This window comes from Flavobacterium sp. EDS, assembly GCF_020991525.1.
Lineage (GTDB): Bacteria > Bacteroidota > Bacteroidia > Flavobacteriales > Flavobacteriaceae > Flavobacterium.
In genome coordinates this window covers 173,546-199,196 of the sequence record NZ_JAJMOZ010000004.1, presented here as the reverse complement: position 1 = coordinate 199,196, position 25,651 = coordinate 173,546, and the positions used below count along the sequence as shown (strand labels likewise).

The 25,651-nt window shown below is 33.1% G+C and carries 19 protein-coding genes; 10 read left to right on the top strand and 9 right to left on the bottom strand.

The features are described from left to right. Positions 1-20 precede the first annotated feature (20 nt). Both LPB87_RS08050 and LPB87_RS08045 read left to right on the top strand, forming a co-directional pair. Complete coding sequence (locus tag LPB87_RS08050; protein WP_230605605.1) at positions 21-806, top strand: hypothetical protein; 786 nt, start codon at positions 21-23, stop codon at positions 804-806. Positions 807-1,144: 338 nt separating this feature from the next. Further along, complete coding sequence (locus LPB87_RS08045) at positions 1,145-3,700, top strand: T9SS type A sorting domain-containing protein (RefSeq protein ID WP_230605603.1); 2,556 nt, start codon at positions 1,145-1,147, stop codon at positions 3,698-3,700. Between the two features lie 163 nt (positions 3,701-3,863). Here LPB87_RS08045 and LPB87_RS08040 read toward each other — a convergent pair whose 3' ends face one another. From LPB87_RS08040 to LPB87_RS08000, 9 genes are all read right to left on the bottom strand, one after another. Then, positions 3,864-4,265 (bottom strand): hypothetical protein, encoded by a 402-nt coding sequence (locus LPB87_RS08040; protein ID WP_230605602.1) that lies wholly within the window; start codon positions 4,263-4,265, stop codon positions 3,864-3,866. Beyond that, entirely contained in the window at positions 4,249-4,812 is a 564-nt protein-coding gene (locus tag LPB87_RS08035; RefSeq protein ID WP_230605600.1) for a LemA family protein, read from the bottom strand. Before LPB87_RS08035 ends, LPB87_RS08040 begins: the two co-directional genes overlap by 17 nt. Positions 4,813-4,819: 7 nt before the next feature. Beyond that, complete coding sequence (locus LPB87_RS08030; RefSeq protein WP_230605598.1) at positions 4,820-5,863, bottom strand: hypothetical protein; 1,044 nt, start codon at positions 5,861-5,863, stop codon at positions 4,820-4,822. 35 nt (positions 5,864-5,898) lie between these two features. After that, positions 5,899-6,711 carry a hypothetical protein gene (locus LPB87_RS08025; protein WP_230605597.1) on the bottom strand — a complete coding sequence of 271 codons (813 nt, stop codon included), beginning with the start codon at positions 6,709-6,711 and terminating at the stop codon, positions 5,899-5,901. Positions 6,712-6,909: 198 nt separating this feature from the next. Further along, positions 6,910-8,463 carry an aldehyde dehydrogenase family protein gene (locus tag LPB87_RS08020; protein WP_230605596.1) on the bottom strand — a complete coding sequence of 518 codons (1,554 nt, stop codon included), beginning with the start codon at positions 8,461-8,463 and terminating at the stop codon, positions 6,910-6,912. An 85-nt stretch (positions 8,464-8,548) separates the two neighbouring features. Further along, the gene (locus LPB87_RS08015) at positions 8,549-9,442 is read right to left on the bottom strand and encodes a CorA family divalent cation transporter (RefSeq protein WP_230605595.1); all 894 of its coding nucleotides are present in this window, start codon (positions 9,440-9,442) and stop codon (positions 8,549-8,551) included. 103 nt (positions 9,443-9,545) lie between these two features. Next, positions 9,546-10,472 (bottom strand): magnesium transporter CorA family protein, encoded by a 927-nt coding sequence (locus LPB87_RS08010; RefSeq protein ID WP_229989007.1) that lies wholly within the window; start codon positions 10,470-10,472, stop codon positions 9,546-9,548. 145 nt (positions 10,473-10,617) lie between these two features. Continuing rightward, complete coding sequence (locus tag LPB87_RS08005) at positions 10,618-11,157, bottom strand: 3-hydroxyanthranilate 3,4-dioxygenase (RefSeq protein ID WP_129540164.1); 540 nt, start codon at positions 11,155-11,157, stop codon at positions 10,618-10,620. A 146-nt stretch (positions 11,158-11,303) separates the two neighbouring features. After that, complete coding sequence (locus LPB87_RS08000) at positions 11,304-12,374, bottom strand: endonuclease/exonuclease/phosphatase family protein (protein ID WP_230605593.1); 1,071 nt, start codon at positions 12,372-12,374, stop codon at positions 11,304-11,306. A 167-nt stretch (positions 12,375-12,541) separates the two neighbouring features. On the opposite strand from LPB87_RS08000, the gene LPB87_RS07995 reads away from it, so the two are divergent. The 8 genes from LPB87_RS07995 (at position 12,542) to LPB87_RS07960 (ending at position 25,645) form a co-directional block, all read left to right on the top strand. Continuing rightward, on the top strand, positions 12,542-13,561 hold the full coding sequence (locus LPB87_RS07995; protein ID WP_230605591.1) for a hypothetical protein: 1,020 nt from the start codon (positions 12,542-12,544) through the stop codon (positions 13,559-13,561). Between the two features lie 115 nt (positions 13,562-13,676). After that, a complete protein-coding gene (locus tag LPB87_RS07990; RefSeq protein WP_230727678.1) occupies positions 13,677-14,576 on the top strand; it encodes an LD-carboxypeptidase in 900 nt (299 codons plus the stop codon). A gap of 173 nt (positions 14,577-14,749) precedes the next feature. Beyond that, on the top strand, positions 14,750-15,109 hold the full coding sequence (locus LPB87_RS07985; RefSeq protein WP_230605589.1) for a YraN family protein: 360 nt from the start codon (positions 14,750-14,752) through the stop codon (positions 15,107-15,109). Between the two features lie 117 nt (positions 15,110-15,226). Beyond that, complete coding sequence (locus LPB87_RS07980; RefSeq protein WP_035618292.1) at positions 15,227-15,883, top strand: aspartate kinase; 657 nt, start codon at positions 15,227-15,229, stop codon at positions 15,881-15,883. 765 nt (positions 15,884-16,648) lie between these two features. Then, a complete protein-coding gene (locus LPB87_RS07975; protein WP_230605587.1) occupies positions 16,649-19,786 on the top strand; it encodes a TonB-dependent receptor in 3,138 nt (1,045 codons plus the stop codon). Between the two features lie 23 nt (positions 19,787-19,809). Beyond that, positions 19,810-21,309 carry a RagB/SusD family nutrient uptake outer membrane protein gene (locus LPB87_RS07970; protein WP_230605586.1) on the top strand — a complete coding sequence of 500 codons (1,500 nt, stop codon included), beginning with the start codon at positions 19,810-19,812 and terminating at the stop codon, positions 21,307-21,309. Positions 21,310-21,460: 151 nt separating this feature from the next. Continuing rightward, entirely contained in the window at positions 21,461-23,467 is a 2,007-nt protein-coding gene (locus tag LPB87_RS07965; protein ID WP_230605585.1) for a trehalase family glycosidase, read from the top strand. A gap of 42 nt (positions 23,468-23,509) precedes the next feature. After that, entirely contained in the window at positions 23,510-25,645 is a 2,136-nt protein-coding gene (locus tag LPB87_RS07960; protein ID WP_230605583.1) for a beta-galactosidase, read from the top strand. Positions 25,646-25,651 lie beyond the last annotated feature (6 nt).

The following is a 25,651-nucleotide window of genomic DNA, read 5'->3' as shown; positions in this document are numbered from 1 at the left end:
AAATTATTTACACTGCAATTATGAAAAAATTTATCGAAAATACTTTTTACTGTACATCAATAGCATTTTTAATACTTACAGCTACGTCATGTAAAGATTCCAAAAAGGAAACTGAAAAAGAACAGCCTAATACCTTCGCAGGTACTTGGATTGCAAAAAATTTTATAGACGATATAATTATTGATAATGGAATCAAAACCATTAACAATGGTGTTACAGAAATAATAGTGCCAGAAAATTTAAAAGACAGTATTACTTTTATTAATGAAGATCTTGAAAAAAGCAAACATTTGGCTTCTTTTAAGAACGACACTTTAGTCAACCATTTGTATGAAACCAAAACTCAAAAAGCAGTAATTCAAGACGGAAATTTAATACTACTACCACTTGATGAACGTTATCATTCACAAGAATATGTCAAAGCAGATAGCTCATTGGTCAAAAAAGCAAAAGAGACAAACGTAACTGTACTTCGTCTTTTAATAAATAAAACACTCTCAGAGAACACCTATTCAATCAAATCTTCAAAAACTGAAATTAAGTTTACTGAAGACGGGAAAGTAAGTGGTCTTTCAAATTTTAAAGACTATTATATTAGCATCAATGGCGATTCAGCAGATACTCGAGGCATAACAGCAATACGCTTTACCACTGTTGATGGATCTGATAAAAAATTAGGGATTGAATTTCAAAAAGATAAAATAGAATTATATGACCTTGTACTTCTAACTAAGTCTGATGAAAAGCCATCTTATAGAAAAGGCAAATTATTATATTCATTAAGAATAATAAAACCCAAAAAATAAACAACTGTAAATCAGAATGTAGTATTTACGTACATAATCTCAAAAAAGCAACTCTTACGGGTTGCTTTTTTTTATATCATAAATTCTCAAAAAAGAAAAGAACCGATATCGCGCGAAGTCAACATTTTTCAGACATTATCTAATACGCAACATCAAAACAATATCATTACATAATTAATATTTAAAATGGATATTTTTTTATTATCTGTATTTTTTATATAAAATAAATAATAATATATAATTTTTATTTACATTCGTGTAATCGATTACATTTTAACAATAAAACAACCGTTAACAGTAATCTATTCAAAACCAACCATTAACAAAAAACCAAAATTATGAAGAAACTATTACTTTTTTTGACAATTTCACTTGCTTCTATCCAAATATGGGCACAACAAGTATCCATTAACGAAGCTACTGGATGGCTAGAATCTGCATATGTAAAATGGCAACCTGTTGCTAACGCTCAAAGCTACAATGTGTACTATACAGGAATGGGAATAACAGATCAAAAAATAGACAATCAACTTATACGCAGTTACGGAAGCTACTATCGTGCAGACATACCAGGGATAAAAGCTGGCACATACACTATAAAAATAAAACCGGTGATAGCAGGCTCAGAAGGAACTGGCTCAACAACAACAGCAATTACAGTAAAATCTCATGACCGTGCTGGATTTGCCTTTACTAACGGTCGCGTACCCGGAGCATACAATTTAGATGGTACTCCTAAAAATGGAGCAGTAATAATTTACATAACAGAAACTACTAAAAACACAGTTTCATTGGCTGTAACTGGAGCAACACCAAGTCCATCAGTAGGCTTACAATCGATATTGGATGGATATAAAAAAGGGAAAGATTTACGCCCACTAATTATACGTATGATTGGACAGATAACAGATCTTGATTATATGTTAGCGGGTGATATCGTAATCGAAAATAATAATGCAACAGCATCTTACATCACTCTAGAAGGAATTGGGGATGATGCTGTAGCCGATGGATGGGGAATACGAATCAAGAATGCATCTAATATCGAGATACGTAATATTGGTACTATGAACTGCAACAGTGGCGAAGGTGATAATATTGGTCTTCAACAAAACAATGAATATGTTTGGGTGCATAATTGCGATTTCTTTTATGGAAATGCAGGCAGCGATGCCGATCAAATAAAAGGGGATGGTGCATTAGATAGTAAAAAATCAAATTACGTTACATTCTCATACAATCACTTTTGGGATAGTGGCAAATCAAATCTTTTAGGCTTAAGCGAAGGAGTTAATCCTGGATATATCACCTATCATCATAATTGGTATGATCACTCTGACTCACGCCATCCACGTGTGCGTTATTATTCAGCCCATATATACAACAACTATTATGATGGAAATTCTAAATACGGTTCAGGAGCTACTTTGGGTTCTTCTCTATTTATGGAAGCAAACTATTTTCGCAATGCTAAAAACCCAATGCTAATCTCTATGCAAGGTACTGACATATGGAACAGCACAAAACAAGCAAATGACCCTGGAAACCAAGGGACCTTTTCAGGTGAAGCAGGTGGATCAATAAAAGCATTTAATAATATATTAGACACGTCTATTGCTACCAACTCAATGCGCTTTGTAGCCTATGCCGACCCAAATTCTTTATATAATATTACTGGTAAAATTAATTCTACAACAGACTTCGACGCCTATGTAGCTCTCACAAGAAACGAACAAGTACCAGCAACAGTTAAATCAAGTGCAGGAGGGAATACCTATAACAACTTCGACACCAATTTGGCAATAATGTATCCATATACACCCGATAGTCCAGAAGATGTAAAAACAAAAGTTATGCAATACGCTGGTCGTATGAGTGGTGGTGATTTTAAATTTAGTTTTAACAATGCTGTAGATGATGCTTCGTATGCAGTGAACACCCCTTTAAAAAATGCATTAATAAGCTACAAAACTACTTTGAAAGCAATTCAAGGCGAACAAACTATACCTAGCAGTAGTCAAACACTAATAGCAACAACGAACAATATTAGCCAAGAGGTAGCAGAAAACACAGCTATAGAGCCTATTGTTTTAACTTGGGGAGGTGATGCTACAGATGCAATTATATCTGGGCTTCCTGAATCAGGAGTTAGCGCAGTAAAAAATACTTCTGCAAAAACAATTACAATCACAGGAACTCCTACTACTACTCTATCCTATTCAGTGACTACAATTGGATCATTAGGAACTCCAGCAACGTTGTCAGGGACAGTTAAAGTTATACCAACAGGAAGTGCATCTGGAACTCAAATACACAACTTTACAGCATCTATCAAAGAAAGCTCATTCTACAACATCACTGGTAACATGAATTCCTCGGCAGGATCTGTAAACTATTCTGGTTTAGCATTAACTGCACGCCTAAAGATAGAAACAAGCACAACTATAACATATACTACAACTAATGAATCAACATTAACCTTGGTATTTGACAATGCTTTTTCAGGAAAAGTTAAAATTAACGGTATAAACTACACTGCAAGTACAGGAATTGTTTCTATCACAGTACCGGCAGGAAATAATACCATAACAAAGGGAGATACAGCAAATTTATACTATATAAGCACTGAGTACAAAACTACATTAGGTGTGGATAAAACTGTTGAAGCAAAAAAAATAATCTTATATCCTAATCCAGTGACTGATTATTTACACTTATCAAACTCAAATCAAAATATAGAGAAAGTAATGATTTACAATATGAATGGTTCATTGGTAAAAACCACTGGAAAAGATATTGAAACAATTGACATGAGTCATTTAACCTCTGGAAGTTACTTAGTAAAAGTACAAACAACAGAAGGCACTTTAAACCAAATTATAATTAAAAAGTAATTGCTATCAAATTATTAATCAATACAAAAGGCTTCCGTAACCGGAAGCTTTTTATGTTATTGCAACTATATTGCAAAATCTATCTTAAAAAGTAAAATCAACAAAAAAACATACACAACCTGCATTAATCCAATTACTTACAACAAAAAGCAACTAAGTTGCATTATCTGTTTCTGTTTCTAAACTCCTGTTGCTCCGTTAGCTTACCAAACTCTCTTACAAACTTTTTAATTGTACTGAGATTAACCATTACAAAGAACAACATCCCCAAAAAGATTGTTATCCAACTATAAATAAGCTTTACACCTGAAATATCTGAAGCCACTACACTAAAAACAATAGTTGGTAATATGGAAAGTATCAAAGTAAGTCCTAAACACAATATTAGCGGTGATATAAAATAACTAATAATAGAAGTAAAGCCTATCTTCCTAAATATAGCTGCAATAAGTGTCAATCCTACAATACCAAAGATTAAAACTGCAAATCCGTAGATTAAAACCAAATCAGTTGCTTTGTTTATTTCAGTTTCATAACCGAAGAATCTATTAAAATTGAATTCCATTATATGTTTTTTCTTCTGTTGAAACTTCAAATAACGTTTGTGTATGATACCCTAACATTTTTGCCAAAATAAGATTAGGGAATTCCTGAATTGCGATATTATAAAGATTTACGCTATCGTTAAAAAACTCTCTTCTATCTGCAATTTTGTCTTCCATTTGTGAAACTCGCTTTTGTAATTCCAGAAAATTAGAATTAGATGCTAGTGTTGGATAATTTTCTGAAACAGCAAACAATGTTTTAAGAGATTTTGAAAACTCATTGGCATTTTCTATTTTCTCATCGACTGTTTTAGAATTTAAGAAATCCGTGCGAAGCTTGGTCAAGTTAGTCAACATTGTTGTTTCATGTTCCATAAATTTAGACGCAACTTTAACCAGTTCAGGTACTTCTTCGGCTCTTTGCATCAATATAACATCAATGTTCCTAAAAGCTTTTTCGAAGTTATTCTTGAGCATAACCAGCTTATTATAGGTACCGATAAAAAAGTTAACTAGTATAATTACCAGAATTAACCCCACGATTAAAGCAATATTTTGTGCTGACATAATATATTTAGTTTAAAATGATATAGATAAGTATAAATGTGATAAAAAATAATGTTGTTAAAAATGAAACTAGCAATGGTTGATATTTGTTCCTAAATGAGATACTTTGAGGTATTGCAACACCAAAAATTCCATTAGAATCTCCTTTTCTTAAAACAGTATTACCTTGATCTGAATCGGCATAACCAATGAGCAACATATAATCATTGTGTTTTAAATAGGTTTCGGAATATCTCTTTTTTCCTCCTTCTTGCTTATCGACTCTATCAAAATAGAACTCTAATCCTTCCCCATTTACAGCAACACTTCCGGTTTCGTCTTTTATTTTGAAATTTCCTACTTTTAGCTCTGTAAATATAGTTCTATACGATCTTTTCCCATCATCATCTGCAGGTCCTTCTTCTTCGATGGTATAATAATATCCTATACAGAGTTTACTAAAATAAGGCGAAATAATAGGTTCAATTTCTTCTAAATCACCCTCTACTTCTACTAATCCCATAGCGATCGCATTCATCTTAGAAGTTGGTAAAACTGCCTGAAGCTTGAGGAACTTGCTTTTGTTGCTGGGAAAGAAAATCATTTTTATAAAAATAAGCCCTGGAATAATAAAAAAAAGAAAATGTAATTTCTCAATATAAAGCAACCCGAAAAATACTCCAATAACCCCAACCATCATAAGCAAACCAAGGAGTTTCTTGCCTAAGGTAGTTTCTTTAATTTTATGTTTTCTATTGAATTTTTCTCTTTCTTCTTTTTCAGTTTTACTACTTCTAATTCCTGAGTAAAACATACCAATAATACCAAGTATGAAAACAGATGCGAATAAAAAGAAGAAAACCATAAGTGTATATTTGGAATCAACCAGAAAACTCAAACCAATAAACGATGGGCATAAAACAAAAAATAACCATGTTGGAAATTTTAAGTTATATAAGCCAGAAAGTATTATAGTTTGAAACAAGGCGATCCCAAGACTGAAAAACATTAAGAAAATGACCATACCGCCATCTACTTTGTTTTGATCAAAAAATGCAAAAAATTCGTTCATTATTAAAAATAAGGATTATTCAATATTGGAAATTATTAAAACACAATTTCGACTTGATTAGAAAGTAACCTTCGAATCTTATTTCGTTCTGAATCTGAAATAGGATTGTTACTTAAATCTAAACCTATTAATTGTTGTAATTTATTGACTTCGTTAGGAATTTCAGTAATATTATTATGACTTAAAATCAGAAACTTAATATTCTTAAATTGTAAAATTGCTACCGGAAAAGTATCTAATTTAGTATTAGATAAATTTAACTCTACTACCATTTCGGGTTTTAGCTTTGCTTCTTCTAATTTATAAAAGGTTGACTTTTCTTTTTTCATCCCTTCTTTCCTTTGTATTAAAAGACCTGCGGCGGCCAAAATAAGTGATGCTAAGAAAAAGATACATAGAAAAGCAACCCAAATAGGAGAATCATCTTTTTCATGAGTAAAAAGCCTTAAATAAACGAAATAAGCCAATCCTCCAAGCATGGTTAAAAATAATCCCAGCACTATTAAAAACAAAATATTTTTAAAAATTACAAAGAGCACTTTTTTAACTCCCGTTCTATTTTTACTGAATATAACGTATGTTGCAAAAACAATAACAAGAAACCAAAACACAGCAACAGCTATTTGGATAATCTTCGTACCATTCTCTATGATTGAGAAAGATATAGCAACAGGAAACATTAAAGCAAACCAAATAATAAAAGCAGTAAATCCGATAGAAAAACATCCCATTTTTTCTTTTTTGCCCGATGACTTAAGCCACATATAAGCAATTAGAACAGAAAGCGCCATCACTCCTAAGAAACCATATCCGAAAGGAGTAAGTCCTGCTAAAAAAATCAAACTCATTTTAATAATTTTTCAAAATATTATTTGGTTACTTAATTATCATTTCGGCTCCTATTTTCACAAAACAGCATCAGAAATAACAAAGTATTTCATACTAAAATGCTAATTTAAATAAAACACTATGAATTAAGCAATAAAAAAAACCGCTTCTCCCAAATAATATGGAAAAAAGCGGTTTTTACATCAATGATTATAATCTTACAAATCAAATTTTATTCCTTGTGCCAATGGCAAACTTGTGGTGTAATTGATAGTATTAGTTTGGCGACGCATGTATATTTTCCAAGCATCAGAACCTGATTCACGACCTCCACCAGTTTCTTTTTCACCACCAAAAGCTCCACCGATTTCAGCACCCGAAGTTCCAATGTTTACGTTTGCAATTCCACAATCAGAACCTACAACAGATAAGAAATATTCTGCTTCACGCAAATTATTAGTCATAATTGCCGAAGACAAACCTTGAGCAACTCCGTTTTGAATGTCAACTGCATTTTCTACAGTTCCGCTATATTTTATCAAATATAAAACGGGAGCAAATGTTTCGTGTTGTACGATTTCAAATGAATTTTCTGCTTCAGCAATAGCTGGTTTTACATAACATCCACTTTCGTAACCTTCTCCAGAAAGTACGCCACCTTCTACAAGGATTTTACCACCTTCAGCAACAACTTTGGTTAAGGCATTAGCATACATCTCTACAGCATGCGTGTCAATTAGCGGACCAACGTGGTTGTTTTCGTCCAAAGGATTTCCGATACGCAATTGTTTGTAAGCTGAAACAATAGCATCTTTTACTTTATCATAAATACTTTCGTGAATGATTAAACGACGTGTAGATGTACAACGTTGTCCTGCAGTTCCTACCGCTCCAAAAACAGCACCAATCACAGTCATTTTTATATCTGCATCTGGAGTAACAATAATAGCGTTGTTTCCTCCTAACTCTAATAACGATTTACCTAAACGTCCTGCAACTGTTTGCGCAACAATTTTACCCATTCGAGTAGAACCTGTAGCTGAAACTAAAGGAATACGTTTATCTGCAGTCATTAACTCCCCTACTTTATAATCTCCATTAATCAAGCAAGAAATACCTTCTGGAAGATTGTTCTCTTTAATTACCTGTGCAATTATATTCTGGCAAGCGATACCGCATAGTGGTGTTTTCTCTGATGGTTTCCAAACACAAACATCACCGCAAATCCAAGCCAAAGCTGTATTCCAAGACCAAACTGCTACTGGAAAGTTAAATGCAGAAATAATCCCAACAATTCCCATTGGGTGATATTGCTCATACATACGGTGTCCTGGACGCTCTGAATGCATTGTTAGTCCGTGAAGCTGACGTGATAATCCTACTGCAAAATCGCAAATATCAATCATCTCTTGAACTTCTCCATATCCTTCTTGTAATGATTTCCCCATTTCGTAAGAAACCAATTTACCTAAAGCTTCTTTATTCTGACGTAATTTTTCTCCAAACTGACGTACGATTTCTCCACGTTGTGGGGCTGGCATAAGTCTGAAAACTTTAAATGCCTCTGTCGCTGTTTGCATTACTTTTTCGTAATCGGCAGCTGTTGATGTTTTTACCGATGCTATTAATTTTCCGTCTACTGGCGAAAAGCTTTCAAGAATATCACCTGAAGAAAAGTTATTTAGTCCAGTTGATGTTCCTTCGTTTATGGCTTTTATACCCAATTGCGCCAATGCGTCTTTCATTCCGAATTGCTCTGCTATTGTTATCATTGTAACTTTTTGGTTAGAAATTGTTATATTTTTTTATGTAAATATATTTGAATTTATCTATCTATTAAAATTTTATTACATGTGGTTACATAATGTTTTTTCGTTTAAACCATATATAGATAAAAACACACATGACAAACATAAAAATAATTGCGTACAAATAGCCAAATTTCCATTCTAATTCTGGCATAAATTTAAAATTCATTCCATAAACCCCAACCAAAAAGGTAAGAGGCAAGAAAAAAGCGGAAAAAACTGTTAATAATTTAACAACATCGTTATTTTTCTGAGCAGTTACCGACATAAAAGTGTTCATTAAGTTAATCGCATCATCCATAGCCTCCTCATAGGCAAGTATAAGCTTAACGAGATTATCTTTTACATCTTCAAGAGCTGAAGCGTTTTCTTCTGGAACATGAAATTTATTAATTACATTTTGCGTAAGCACTAGAAGTTTTTTGGTAATTCTGGTTTCAGCTTTTTGAAAATACAAATCTTCTAAAGAGATTTTATTTTGTTGCTTTAAGAAAATAGTTTTCTCTACTTCATCTATCTGATCTGTTTGCCATTGAGAAGGAGCGTTATAGGTTAAAATAATTTCTTTAAAAATACGTATTAGCAATTCATAAACAGAAGTACACTTCAAATCAGATTTAAAAATGTCCTCCAAAAAAAGAAAAGAAGTTCTGTGTATCGTTATTAGCTGTTTTTCATTATAGAAAAATGCAACTTTATTTGAAAGTTCTCCTACTGTAGAATTATTATCGTATTCATTTGCAGTATAAGCTCTTAGAATAATAAAATTAAAATTCTTAATCTTTTCTACTTTAGGTAAATGTCCGTGTTCCACCGAATCTTTGACTGGAAAAACCTCCAAATCAAACTTTTGGGCAATATCTTCTAATTGTTCTTCTGTAGGTCCTTTTATGTCGAGCCAATTAAACGATTCAAATGATTTTTCGGAGATATTTTTTGCCATTATACTATTTAGTTTTTAATTAGGATTGATTCAAAACCATATAAAGTTAACGATTAAGAATTTAAAGTCATCAAGATGGTCTTTATTCCTCTTAAAAACTAAACTAAAACATGTTTTTTTTCTTAAATAAGAAAACCCCACATATTGATATTAACAATGAAATCAGTAAAATAACAACAAAACCATAACTATTTTCCTGAAGATTATTAGGAACATTCATCCCATATAGGCTTGCTACCAAAGTTGGAATCATCAAAATTATAGAAATAGAAGTTAATCTTTTCATGATAACATTCAAGTTATTCGAGATTACCGATGCATAGGCATCCATCATTCCTGTCAAGATATTGCTGTAAATGTTTGTAGTTTCTTCTGCTTGTCTCAACTCGATTTCAACATCCTCGAGTAAAACAGGATCAAAATCTTCTTTATGGTTTTTCAGATTTTTTATTCTATGAAACAACATATCGTTGCCTTTTAATGAAGTGATAAAAAATACCAAACATTTCTCTATTTGAAGTAATGCTTGTAATTCTTCGTTTTTAATTGATTTTTCAAGGTTGTCTTCAGCCAATCGAATTCGCTGATTTATTTGCTTTAAATATTTTAAGAACCAAATACTAGAAGACAAAAGCAACCTTAAAACCAAATCAAAATGGTTCTTTACATCCGATTTTTTTCGTTGGGTATATAAAACAAAATCTGATAAAATTTCTGCTTGATGAAAACTTAGCGATACAAAGACATCGTCTTTAAACATTAAGCCCAAAGGGGCTGTATTGAATGGTAATTTTGCATCATTACTTTTAAAAGGAATCCGCAATATAATAAGAAACCAGCCGTTTTCGATTTCAATACGTGGCCGTTCATCAATATCTTCAATGTCGTTATAAAAAGCTTCAGGGATTTGTAACTCTTGGAGTAAAAATTTAGTTTCTTCCTGTGTCGGACAAACTACATTAATCCATTTGTTGTTCTCACGGTTTTCTGTTGGAAATAATCCGTTGTTGTTTTTGTAAAAGGTAATCATAATGCAAAACGTTATTTTAGGAATAGCGCATGCAAGATGCCACAGCTACTCCTGTTTATCTATCTTCTTCCTCGAATAATAATCGTCCATGTGGATAATTTATTTTTTTTTGCAAAAGTATGCCTTTTATATAAAAAACTCAGAATTATTTTTTTGCAACAAATCTGGGGTCAGATTCCATCACAGTACCACATTTAGTACAAGTTCTCAAATCCTTAGAATTATAGAAATGTTCAAAGTGTGGCAAGAAATCTTTCTCGATATTATGAAGTTCAAAAAACACTTCGTACAATTTATGATTGCAATTATCACAATGCCAAAGCAATCCATCTTTATGTCCTTTTCCTGCTCGTTTTCTTTCGATTACTAAGCCTATAGAACCTTCTGAACGCACTGGAGAATGAGGTACACGAGCAGGATGAAGATACATATCTCCTGCATGTAAATCCATTTCTTTACGCTCTCCATCTTCCTGAATAATAACTTTTATACTTCCCTCAAGCTGGTAAAACAACTCTTCAGTTTCGTTATAATGGTAGTCTTTTCGGGCATTTGGTCCCGCAACAACCATTACAATATAGTCATCCGATTCAACATATAAATTTTTATTACCTACTGGGGGTTTAAGTAAGTGACGGTTTTCATCAATCCATTTAGTAAGATTGAATGGTTTTGCAATAGCCATAATTATGAGATGCTAAGTTTTGAGGTGCTAAGTTAATAAAAAGTATCATGTAGAGATGCACCGCAGTGCGTCTTAGATATGATTTTATTTTATAATTCTTTTCGCAACTATACGTTAGACGCACTGCGGTGCGTCTCTACAAAGCATTACATTTTTTCTTTAATAAGATAGATATAAACTGGAAAATGATCACTAAATCCTACTTCGGTTTCTGCATGTCGTAACGGGTATCCTTTGTATTTACCTGAATTTTGTATTAAATACGATTTATTAAAAATTCCAGCTTTCCAGAATTGAAAAGAATTGAAATCTGATTTAATTAAAGATTGGCTAACTAAAATCTGGTCAAAAACATCCCACCAATCTCGATAGGCAATAGTTCCCATTCCTCTCTTTGCCATATCCTCAAATGGGTTATACATTCCATACTCGCTAACATCATTCTTGTCCGCTTTAGCTCCTAGTGCAACTTTTACACTTTTATTATAAGGGCCATCATTAAAATCTCCCATTGTAATAACTTTAGCGTTAGGGTTTATCCGTTGCAAGGAATCAATTATTTTTCGATTCAATGCACCCGCTGCTTCACGAAACGGACTCGATTTTTGTTCTCCACCAGAACGCGACGGCCAGTGATTAACAATTATATTAATTTCCTCTCCATCTAGAAATCCCGTTACAAGTAATTGATCTCGAGTAAACACCCGTCTCTTCTTATTCTCAATTGTATCAGTAGCACTCACTATCGGTTTTTTATAAATAATAAGCGGAATATTCGAATAAGTAACTGGTTTAAAATATTTCTTCTGAAATAACAGGGCTACGTCGATACCCCGATGATCTGGCGAGTCAAAATGAATAATTCCAAATTCTTTATCTATTAACTTGGGTTGTTTTATTAAATCCTCCAGAACTCCCCTGTTTTCTATTTCGGCACACCCAATAAATGTAGGCGGATTAGGATTTTCAGGCATTCCAATTTCAGACATAACTCTGGCGAGGTTCTCTAATTTTTTAAAATATCTTTGAGACGTCCAATGTCTGGAGCCTTTTGGCGTCCATTCATCATCGCGAATAGTTGGATTGTTTATGGTATCAAAAAGATTTTCGACATTATAAAAAGCCACAGTATGAATAACATACTTTTTCGTTTGCGCTTGTAGCTGTAGCAGCAATAAATTAAAAAAAATTAAAACCGAAAAAGCAATTGTTCTCATTGTTATCCTTATTTATAAAAACTTATTTTAAAGAAATTTCTTTCAAATATAAGACTAATTCATTTAAATAAGAAGTTCAAAATACTTTCCATAATGGCTATCTTTGCTTTTAGATAATCTTATTTAAGTTCTAAATAGAGGATTCATATTACTAACATTGACATAAAATGAAATATTTAACCACAACTTTGCTTCTTTTTTTATTCAACTTTACTTTTGCTCAAACGACTTTTAAAGTGGATAATTTCTCAAAAGTTTATTATGGAAAAATCTTCATAGCTGACACCTCTGAAGTATTCTCGAAAGGATGGGTTGCTATTTATGATAAAAAAACCAATAAGCAAATCATAAAGGTTGAATCCAATGAATTAGCTTTGAGCTTACACAATGGAAAAGCTTTGGCAAATATAAAATCGTTGCCTTATGGAGAACAAAGTCTGATCATGTATGAAGATTACAATTTTGATGGAATTAAAGATTTCGCCATCAATGACGGACAGAATAGTTGCTACCATGGTCCTTCTTTTAGAATATATTTAGGAACTAAAAATGATTTTAAATTCAGCTCCGAATTTACAGCACTGGCTCAAGACTATTGTGGCATGTTTCAGGTAGACTATAAGCAAAAGAAATTAAGTACAATGACTAAAAGCGGTTGTTGCTGGCATCAATTTTCAGAGTTTGTTGTCGAAAATAACAAACCCAAAGTAATTAAAATAGTTGAGGATGATCAAATGAATTTTCCTTATAATAATTACAGTGAACAAAATTGGGATGGCAAGAAAATGGTCGTAAAAACAAAAAGAATGATTACCCTTGATGAAAATGAAGGGGTAAAAACCATCCTTTCCTTTACTGTGGATAAAAATCAAAAAAAGGTTGTTTTATTTAACATCAATGATCGAACACTTAACTATGTTTTAATTGATAAAAATGACGAAGTAGAGTTTTCTTATCCTATAAATACAGTCTATCAAAATCCAGATTTCAACTTTGATAGAAAAGACAACACAGTTACGTTTAAAAACAAAAATGTTGTTTATACAATATACGATAGTAGCAATACTGTTGGAATAACAATAGTAACTGGCGGGAAAACATATAATTGGACAGGAAACAAGACCACCAAAAAAGGAAAACTAACAGATATAACTGCAACACCACTAGATAATGTTGTTGTAAACTAAAATTAGAAAAATGAATACAACCCAATTCCAATACCTAAAGAAACATTTTGCTTTTTGTAAATTCACATTTCTTATTTTTGCTTTACAATCATTCACCTGTCAATCTCAACAAAACATGATAACACCACCTTATTTACAAAAAGGCGATACTGTAGCTCTAGTAGCGACAGCAAGAAAAAATATCGATGATAATTTAAAACCAACAATCGACTTACTTAAAAGTTGGGGAATAGAAACCGTAATAGGAAGTACAATAGGATTAGATACTAATCAGCTAGCTGGAACTGATGAGCAACGTGCAATCGATTTTCAACATCAAATGGACAATCCAAACATTAAAGCAATTTGGTGCGTACGTGGTGGATACGGTACTGTTCGAATGATTGACTTACTTGACTTCACTAAATTTAAGCAACATCCTAAATGGGTCATAGGTTTTAGCGATGTCACAGTCTTACACAATCATCTTAATACAATGGGCTACAAATCCATTCACGGTGTGATGCCAGTAAGTATTCCTCGTGCAACGCCTGATGCGATTGCAACTATGAAAATGGCTTTGTTTGGCAACCCAATCTCCTATTCAGTTTCACCAGACCCAATGAATCGATTTGGTAATGCAACAGGCGAACTAGTTGGAGGTAATTTATCAATTCTATATAGTTTATTGGGATCAAAATCAGCAATTGACTGCCGAGACAAAATACTATTCATAGAAGATTTAGACGAATATCTTTATCATATTGATCGTATGATGATGAACCTAAAGCGAAATGGATGCATCGAAAACCTAAAAGGAATTGTAATCGGTGCTATGACCAAAATGAAAGATAATGATATCCCATGGGGGAAAAATGCATTAGAAATTATCGACGATGTTACCAAAAAATACGACATCCCTGTAATATTTAATTTTCCAGCAGGACACATCCAAGACAATAGAGCATTGGTAATGGGAAGTACTGTTACAATCGAAGTTAATGCGGCAGGAAGCACGCTTGTTTTTAATAAATAATATAAACGATTACCTAGTCTAAGTACTTATATAATTAAGTACAATCTCCCAAAGACGCAGCGTTGCAAAGAAACCCAATTCAAACTTTGCAACGCTGCGTCTTTGCGTGAAAACTATTAGCGTAAAAAAAATGGAGACTAAAAACTGAATACTAACCTCTCAAAAAGCAAAACATGGCTGAACACAATGAGCTCGGAAAAAAAGGAGAAGATCTTGCTGTGGAATATCTCCAACAAAACGGCTATAAAATTCTAGACAGAAATTGGACTTTTCAAAAAGCTGAAATTGATATTATAGCCACCAAAGAAAACACCATGGCTATTGTAGAAGTAAAAACAAGATCGAGTCTTGACTTTGGCTTACCACAAGATTTTGTTAATCCAAAAAAAATTCAGCTACTTGTAAAAGCTGTAAATGCCTACATAAACGATAGGGAAATAGACTTTGAGATACGTTTTGATATCATTGCAATCCACAAAAATAAGGAATCCTTTGTGATAGAACATCTTATAGATGCTTTTTATCATTTTTAACATAATTTTCTATTGTTATATTTGTAACAAATTGTTTTTTAATTTATATTTGCAAAAAAATATAACACACAATTAACTAAACCAACCACACTAAGTTAGTACAAAAACCAGAAAATTATGAAAACTGTTTCCTCCATCGTAGAAAATTACATCAAAACGAAGCCTTTTTTATTAAATGCATTATCTCTTGGCATTATTAATTTGACCTCATTATCTAGAAATATAATGACTGAATTAGAAAGCGAATTTGGCAAAGAAGTAAAACAAGGTGCTGTAGTAATGTCGTTAAAACGACTAACGGAAGAATTAGATTTTAAATTAAATCATAAGATAAACAAAGTAATTAAGAATATTGGCGAGATTACAGTACGATCAGAACTTACAGATTATACTTTTGCAGCATCTGAAACTGTTTTGAACAAACAAGCTGATTTAATATCTGACATTAATACATTATCAGATATATTCTATACCTCATCTCGTGGTGTTAACGAAACCAATATTGTAGTTAGTAGCAGTATAAATCAACTAGTTGAAAAACACTTTGCTCGCGAAAAATTAATTCAGAAATTAAGCAATTTGGCTTCAATTACTGTAAAATTACCAAAAGAAAACATTGTAGTTCCTGGTATATATTACTTCATTTTCCAACGTTTAGCATGGGAAGGAATTATAATAAATGAAGTTATCTCTACATCAAATGAATTTACAATATTAGTAAGTGAAGATCAAGTAGATATTGCTTTTAAAGTGATCAAAGATTTAAAAAACTAGATTCCTTAATAAATAAATATAAATCCCTTTTTTAGTTTAAAACTAAAAAAGGGATTTTTTTTATTCTTCTACCGTTTTTGTACTATCAAAAATAGATATGAACAAATCCTTCCGCAATAATTTTAATTAAAAAAGAGACAAATTTCTACTGGTAGGGTTCTTTTATAAGGAATTAAAATAGAATACATACTTCATAAACAACTACTTTTAGTGTTAAAAAAACAGAATTCATCCCCCTATTTATTTTTCCTTTTTATGCTTTATTTATTTTTTTGAGCACATCTCGATTTAAAAAAAAATAACAATTAAAGACTTAAAATCCCCATTATGAGATTACTTGAAAACATTTCATTTTTCTCAATTTTACTTAATATTACAAAGACAAAACCTACTTTTTGTTGAATTTTAATTGTTCGTATCAATAGAAAAGCCCTCATGAACAACTTAATAATCTAATCAAGTAGTAGTTAATATTAGCTTAAAATCACCTTCAATTTATCTGTTTTATTTTCATGCAAAATAATTTCTTAAAAAGATTCTTGGCTCAAAGCTAAAAAACAAACTGGTAGGTACTGGTGTATTTTATATATGCAATCCTCTAAATTTGAATTTCATTATTCTTATAAAATTATATTCAAAAAAATCAATATCATTATTTTAAAAGGAAAATAAATAAATAATGATAAAAATTTAATATCATAAACAAATAATACCTCAAATAGAATAAAAAGCTTAACCAAAACCAGAAACCAAAAACTAACTAAAATGAAACAATTAAAAAACTTACTTAGGAAGCCTTTTCTAATGCCGATCATTCTCCTTTTTTGGCTACCAAATATCCTACTCGCACAGGAGAGTCAGACAAAAAAGACCATATCTGGAAAAGTTACTGATGACAAAAACAACTCCTTGCCTGGAGTTAGTATTTCTATAAAAGACACTAAGTATAATGCCGCAACCGATTTTGATGGAAATTATACTTTAACCTATATACCAAATGGTACGAATCAGACTATTCTTTTTTCTTACTTAGGATTTATAGAAAAAACGGAAGCTATCAATAATCGCGGTGAAATTAACGCATCGATGCAAGAAGAAACCAATAAACTTAATGAGGTAATTGTTATTGGTTACGGATCTCAAAAGAAAAGCAATGTTACAGGAGCCATTTCATCTGTTAAGAAAGAAAGCATCGAAACACGAGCTACAACAAATCCAGCCGAAGCACTACAAGGCTTGGTTGCCGGAGTAAATGTTCAAAAAAGTGGTGGTGTTGCTGGGGCCGATGTAAGAGTAAAAATACGTGGAGTAAATACTTTTGGAGCAACAGAACCTCTTTACATTATTGATGGGTTCCAAGGAAATATTAATACTGTAAATCCAACAAATATAGAATCTATGGAGGTTCTTAAAGATGGTGCAGCAGCGGCAATTTACGGATCTGTCGCAGCTAATGGAGTAATAATTGTAACTACAAAAAACGGTCAAAAAGAAGGAGTGAAAGTAGATTTTAGTTCATTTTTGGCTTATAAAAACACAGCAAAAACATTGGATTTATTAGATGCTGAAGGCTATCGTACGGTACACAAAAGAATGTATGATGAGTATAATAAATATGCAACTTCTCCTAAAGCTCTTCCAGCTTATATCACTAATCCATCAACTACCAATACCGATTGGCAAGACGAAGTTTTCCGTCCTGGGCTTACTCAAAATTATGGCATGGGCGTACAAGGAAGACAAGGTGATCTTAAATTTGCCTTATATGGTAATTATGTAAAAGAAAAAGGAATTGTTATCGATAATACTTTTGGCCAACAAACCGCTAGCGCAAGAGTTAGCTTTAAAAAATCAATCTTTGATGTAGATGGAAAAATGGCATACATTGGAACACAAAATGCATTACCTAATTTTCAACTTAGAGAAGTATATGCAATATCGCCTTTAGTCCCTGTTTACGATGCAAATGAACCTTACGGTTATGGCTTAACAAACAAAAATGGTTTACCTACTAATACTAATCCTGTTGCCGAAGAACATTTTAAAAACAGCATGATAAAAGGTCAGGATATAACTGCAAATATTGCTATAACTGCAAACATTAGCTCTTGGTTAAAATACAAAATAGCCTATTCTTATCGTGCAAAAAATGAGCAACAAACAGCGCATTTCCCACCTTATATTGCTAATCCAAAAGAAGCACATTTGTACCCATTGCAAACCGAATTAAGATCATATTGGGATGAGCAAATATTAGACAACATTATAACAATTGACAAAACTTTTGGCAAACATACCTTTGGCTTGATGCTTGGAAATACTATAAATGGAGTCTCTTCAAATTGGAATGAGGTAAGCGTAGAAGGAAAAACAACTGACTATTCTGTAGAGAACGGACAATTAGTATCAATTGATCGTCCCTCTGGATTTTTAGATCCAAATTTTGAAACTATTGGAGCAGGTAAAGGAGGAACATACTCAGCAGATGGTTCTAAATTTCAATACAACCGTCTTTCTTTTTTTAGCCGACTAAATTATTCTTTCAACGATCGCTACTTACTTCAAATGACGATTAGAAAAGATGGTTCATCTAAATTTGGAGAAGACAGTCGTTGGGGAACTTTCCCATCTATTGCATTAGGATGGAAAATAGAACAAGAAGACTTTTTCCCTAAAGACTTTATCATATCAACTTTAAAATTGCGTGCTAGTTGGGGACAATTAGGAAACGAAGCCGCTCTAGGGTATTACTCAGCAAATACATTAATTAGTACAGGAAACGGTTTAGGTTCTGGCTCTGTACAAGGTAACGGAAGTAATCCTTGGCCCGGGAGTATTGCAACAACATTAGAGAATAGAAACTTACAATGGGAGACAACAGATTCTAAAAATATTGGTATTGATTTTACCCTTAAAAACGGAAAAATTAGCGGTTCTATGAACTACTACCATAATGTAACTGATAATTTATTGATTACAAAAAAATTAGCTCCATCTGCTGGAATCGATGATCCTATTTTAAACGTAGGCAAAATTAGTAATAGCGGATTTGAACTTGAAGTTAATTACCGCGACCAGATTAATGAGTTTAAATACAATGTAGGTTTTAACATGTCTACCCTTAAAAACAAAGTAATCTCACTTGCAAACGAAGGTCAGACTATTTATGGTGAGGGATTAAAATATGGAGATGAGCATTTCCCTACTCAAGCACGCGTAGGAAATCCGATTAGTGGCTTTTATTTATACAAAACAGATGGTATTTTCCAATCTACTGACGAAGTAAATGCTCATAGTAAAAATGGTGTTTTATTACAACCAAATGCGCAACCGGGAGATATCCGATTTAAAGATTTGAATGGAGATGGTGTTATAGATGAAAACGACAAAGCATATGCTGGAACTGGATTACCAAAACTTGAAGCTAACATTAGTTTAGGTGCAAGCTATAAAGGATTCGATTTCTCAGCTTTAATAGGAAGTGGCTGGGGCAACAAATTATATAACGGAAATAGATATTTCTATGAATCTATGAATTCTGGAACTAACATGCTGGCTTCAACACTTAATTCATGGACACCAGAAAACCACAGTAACACTCCTCGTGCCGTTTTGCAAGATCCAAATGGAAACAGCCGTGAATCAGATCGTTTTCTCGAAAGTGGCGATTTTATAAGAATGCGTCAATTACAAATCGGATATACAATCCCTAATAAAATGTTAGGCGGAGCAAAATTAGACAAGCTAAGGATTTATGTAAGTGCGGAGAATTTATTCACCATCACAAACTACTCAGGTATAGATCCAGAATTCTCGCGTTCTTCTGTTCTGAATACAGGAATTGACCGTTTCGTGTATCCATTTACAAGAACGTTTGTAACAGGTGTTCAATACATATTTTAATTCTATTCCTAAAAGACACAATCATGAAGAAGACATTTTTTATACTATCCATTATAGGCCTATTAACTGTCGCTAGTTGTAGTGACTATTTAGACCAACAATCTCCCGATCAACTTACTTCAAATAATTTCTGGAGAAATAAAGCCGATGCCGAATCCGCTTTGGCAGCAACATATTCGCAACTCGAAGGTGCTGTCGATCAATGGGCTTTTGCCGAAGTAAAATGGCCCGTAGAAGCTTATAGAGAAGATATTTGCGAACTAGGAAGTGATGCTTTAAATTACCAAAGCTGGGTAGAACTTTCGACATTTACCTATACCAATGGTAATAGTCAATTTACCGAATATTGGAGACTAAATTACAGAGGAATTAGTAATGCAAATCAAGTAATTGATAAGTTACCACAAGTTCCAACTGCAACATTAAATGATGCTGATCGCAAACAAATAGAAGCCGAAGCTCGTTTTTTACGTGCTTATTACCACATGAAATTGCTTCTTAACTGGGAACAAATTTATATCAGAAACAAATATATAATTAATGAAGATGATTTAAGTATTCCATTATCAACACGTGTTGAAACTTGGAACTTCATTACAAGTGAACTTAAAGCCGTAGCCGAAATATTACCACTTAAACAAACACAAGACAAAACCGGCCGTGCAACTAGTGGAGCGGCCAATAGCTACCTAGGATTTGCTTATTTAACAAGAGCATACGAAGAAACAGCCCAAAAACAAACATTCCTAAATGAATCTCTTGCTGCATTAAACAAAGTACAAGGATATGAATTGGTTAAAGATTATGTATCCATGTTTGATGGTACTACCAAAAATTCTAAAGAATCTATATTCGAACTACAATTCACAGAAACTACTGCCAATGGTGCATTTTACCGTAATGCACTCCACTTTTGGATGGCTGCAGGAGAACTAGGCGGATGGGATGAAATTCTTCCGAGTACAATGCTTGTAAACGAATTTAAAAAAGAAGGGAAAATAGCTACCACAGGAAATTACGACACTCGTCTTTATAGCACGCTTTTCTTTAAAGATCCTTATTTTAATGATTCAAACAATCCAAGAGTATTAGGAACTACTTACGATGATAAATTTGGTGATACTGACAAACCTGTATTCCGTAAATACATACCAAATACCCAAGAAAAAATGGATCAGGAATATACAGCAATCAACATTCCGCTTATGCGATATTCAAATGTATTATTGATGCAAGCAGAAGCACTGAACGAGCTAGGCCGTACGCCAGAAGCTATTCCATACATTAACAAAGTTCGTGATAGAGCCGATATGCCTGCAATGACTGGCACAACTGGTGATGAGGTAAAAATTCAAATTGAACATGAAAGAATATTAGAATTTCCTCTAGAAAACTATCGCTTTTATGACTTACGTCGTTGGGGCAAAACAAAATCAGCACTTGATGCTGTAGGCCGTACTGGTTTTGATGCATCAAAAAACAATTTTTATCCAATTCCATTAACAGAGTTACAAGCAAATTAATCCATTGAATTATTTTAATTTTTAAAAGAATAGCCCTATATTTCTTGGGCTATTCTTTTTATCTACTGATTTCGTATTTCTCTATTAATCACTATTTAAGAATCGAGAAATGTATCACAAACCAAAAAAATTCAATAAAAAACGAAACAACATGGGCAAAAGGCAAATACTTTATATTCTTTTATTCTTTTTTATAATACAGTTCAGTTGGGCACAAAAAGACTTCCCTATTTTAGAATCTTCAAAAAACAGTATAAATTATAAAGGAAATCCAACAGAAGCTACAGATAGAAAATCATTAGCTTTCTCTGATAAAGGTGCATGGTTCGCATTTGGGTTCCTTGAACCAAGTGAGGTTAAAGCTGGCTTTTCTGGTCCTTTTTTAATGACCGAAGAAAATGGAGTTTGGCTAAGCCCTTCGTTGGTTTCATTACAACTTAATGACGAAAACAAACACGAAGCCATCAACTGGAAAAGTAGCTTGGTAAGTCAAAATAGTTACAATAGCCATTTAGTGCAACTATTTCAAAATGAAAAACTAGACGTAAAACAGCAACTTGTTTTTTTATCTGGTCATTCAGCACTACAAAAAACAAGTATTACCAATAAAACTGGAAAAGTCATCACCCTTTATCCTTCTTATGATTCCAATATTTTTATAGACAACATCCAATTATCTAAAGAAAATAAAACATTAAAAATTGTCTCTACAAAAAGCACTGCTATTGGACACATTCAGTTTCTTAATGCAACACCCGAAGTTGAAATTTTCAAACAAGGATATAAAGTTCAAACTGAAAAACTAGTATTAAAACCAAACGAAACAAAAGACCTAATTGTTTCTCAAACCTTTATTTTTCCACAATATTCATGGAAAAATGAAAATGAAATCATCACAAAAACAACATTCAATACACTCCTTAAAAACACCCAAAAAGAAAAAGAGAGTCAATTAGAACAATTAATTGCCAGAAAGAAATCAATTTATAAAGATCCTACTTACTCTGATTTGGTTGCAAAACTAGTATTGACATTACAAAATAATACCAGAATTGCTGCCGAAGGATTAAAACACGGTGGACTTTTTCCTAGTTACAATTACAAGTGGTTTCATGGTTTTTGGGCATGGGACAGCTGGAAACATGCGGTTGCGGTTGCCAATTATGACTCCGAATTGGCAAAAAACCAGATGCGTGCCCTATTTGATTATCAAGAACCAAACGGATTTATTCCAGATTGCATCTACAGAAACAACCTCCTCGAAGAAAACAATTACCGAAATACAAAATCGCCACTTGCAGCATGGGCAATCTGGAAAATTTATGAAAAAACTAAAGATGCCAATTTTATAAAAGAGTTTTATCCAAAACTAAAATCATATCATAACTGGTGGTACAAAGAACGTGACCATGATCAGGATGGTATATGCGAATTTGGCTCTACAGATGGAACATTGGTTGCTGCCAAATGGGAAAGCGGAATGGATAATGCAGTACGTTTTGATGATAGTAAAATCTTAAAGAACGGAGATAAAGCCTATTCATTAGACCAGGAAAGTGTTGACTTAAATTCATTTTTATACGCCGAAAAGAACTTTTTAAATAAAATGGCTCAAGTTTTAAAATTGAATGAAGAAGCTAAAAAATGGCAAGACGAAAGTGCAACATTAAAAGCTAAAATTCAAACTCAATTTTGGGATCCAACAACAGGTTGGTATTATGACACCACAATTGACGGAAAAACATTGATAAAAGCGATGGGATGTGAAGGATATTTACCAATTTGGGCTGAGGTTGCGACAGCCGAACAAACCAAAGCCATGAAAGAAAACATGATGAATCCTACTATTTTCAATACATATGTTCCTTTACCAACATTGGCAGCAAACCACCCAAAATTTAAACCAGAACGTGGCTATTGGAGAGGACCAATTTGGCTTGACCAAAGTTATTTTGGTATAAATGGATTGGAAAAATACGGTTATACAACCGAAGCAAACCAATTGGCACATAAACTCATTCATAATGCAGAAGGAGTTCTGGATAAAGGCACCTCTATAAGAGAAAACTACCAACCGCTTACAGGAAAAGGAATGGAAGCTTTTAACTTTAGCTGGTCGGCCTCACATTATTTAATGCTACTTTTAGAAGATAAATAGTTAAAAAATACCACAAATTCGATTAACTCAATACAACCAAGAATGTTCAAGCAAAATATACCATTAGTCAAAATTTTATTTACACTATTGCTTATCGCAAATTGTAATTCGAATCCTGTTTTTTCTCAAACTAAAAAAACCACTGCAACGGAGAAAAAAGACCCACAACGTTTTTTCTCAAAACCAGATTTAATGCAAATTGGTGTTTACTATTATCCTGAGCAATGGCCAAAAGAACAATGGGAGCGTGATTTAAAAAACATAAAAAAACTAGGATTTGAGTTTACGCATTTTGCAGAATTTGCTTGGACTTATATGGAACCAGAAGAAGGTAAATATGATTTTAAATGGCTTGATGATGCACTTGCTATAGCCGAAAAACAAGGTTTAAAAGTGATTCTTTGTACTCCTACCCCAACTCCTCCAGCGTGGATGGGAGACAAATATCCTGAAGTTTATTTGGTAGATGCAAGCGGACGTCGCAGAGAACACGGCAATAGAGCCAATGTATCTATAACAAATGAAAAATACCGAGAATTCACAGATCAAATAGTTGCCGAACTTGGAAAAAGATATGGTAAAAATAAAAATATTATGGGCTGGCAAATCGACAATGAGCCTTTAGGTACTGCCGATTTTAGTCCTTCTGCCCGCAAAGCGTTTCAAATTTGGCTTAAAGCCAAATACGGAACAATCGAAAAACTAAATACCGAATGGGTTGGGAATTTTTGGAGTACCCGTTATAATAACTTTGAACAAATAGTTTTACCTAATGCCGAAATTTATTTTGAAGACAAATTAAGTCCGCATGCCGTTTTAGATTTTAAAAGATTTACTTCTGATGCTCAAGGTGAATATTTGAATAGACAAGCCGAAATACTTCGCAAGTATGTTGATCCAAAACAATGGATAACAACCAACTTTACCAATGTAATTTATGATGCCGACCCAAGGAGTGCTAATAAAATGGACTTCATCACATATACGATGTATCCAGTAAGCGGACAAAATCCTTTGGGAGGAGATAGCTTTAGAATGGGATCTCCTAACAAAATATCCGAAGCCAACGATTACTACAGATCAATAAGTGGTGTTACTGGTATTATGGAGCTACAACCCGGACAAGTAAACTGGGCAGGGATAAACCCACAATTACAACCCGGAACAGTTCATATGTGGATATCTCAAGCTTTTGGTGGTGGTTGTTCCTTTACTTGTACGTATAGATACAGACACCCGCTAGGAAGTAGCGAAATGTACCATGATGGAATCGTAGGAACCGATGGCGTAACACTTACTACTGGTGGAAAAGAATTTGTACAATCTATCGAGGACATGAAATTACTTCGTAAAGAATACAATCCTAAAGCAGTAATCCCTCAAGAAATTGCAAAAAGAAAAACAGGTTTTTTATGGAGTCATGAAAACCTTTGGGATTTAGAAAATCAAAAACAAACCGAATTCTGGAGCACTTGGAGACATCGAAATATCTATACAACAGCTATAAAATCGACTGGTGCTCCAGTAGATTTTATTACAGAAAATGATGATTTCTCTGCTTATCCATTTATCGTTGCTCCTGCTTATCAACTAATAGATCAAAAATTAGTAGACAAATGGACTAAATATGTTGAAAACGGAGGAAACTTAATACTTTCTTGTCGTACTGGTCAGAAAGATAGAAATGGACATTTTTTTGAAGCCAATTGGAGTGCGCCAATCGTACCATTAATTGGTGCCGATGTAGATTTTTTTGATATGCTTGTTGCTAATGTAAACGGAACAATAACTGCTGGTAATAATACTCATAAATGGAATACTTGGGCTGATGTCTTGAGTCCGAAACAAGGAACAGAAGTTTTAGCAACCTATGCAGATCAATTTTACAAAGGTAAAGCGGCGGTTATTACAAGAAAACTAGGCAAAGGAACTGTTACTTATATTGGTGCAGAAAGTAAAGATGGAAATTTAGAAAGACAAGTAGTTCGTACTATTTACGAGCGTGCAAAAGTAGCTATCGAAGATTTGCCAAAAGGAGTTTTTATAGAATGGAGAGATGGTTTTTATGTAGGTGTAAACTATACAAATGAGCCTATAAACTTATCTATACCTCAAGGAAGCAAAATCCTTGTGGGACAAAACCCTTTACAACCAGCCCAGGCTATTATTTGGAAATAGGAGAAA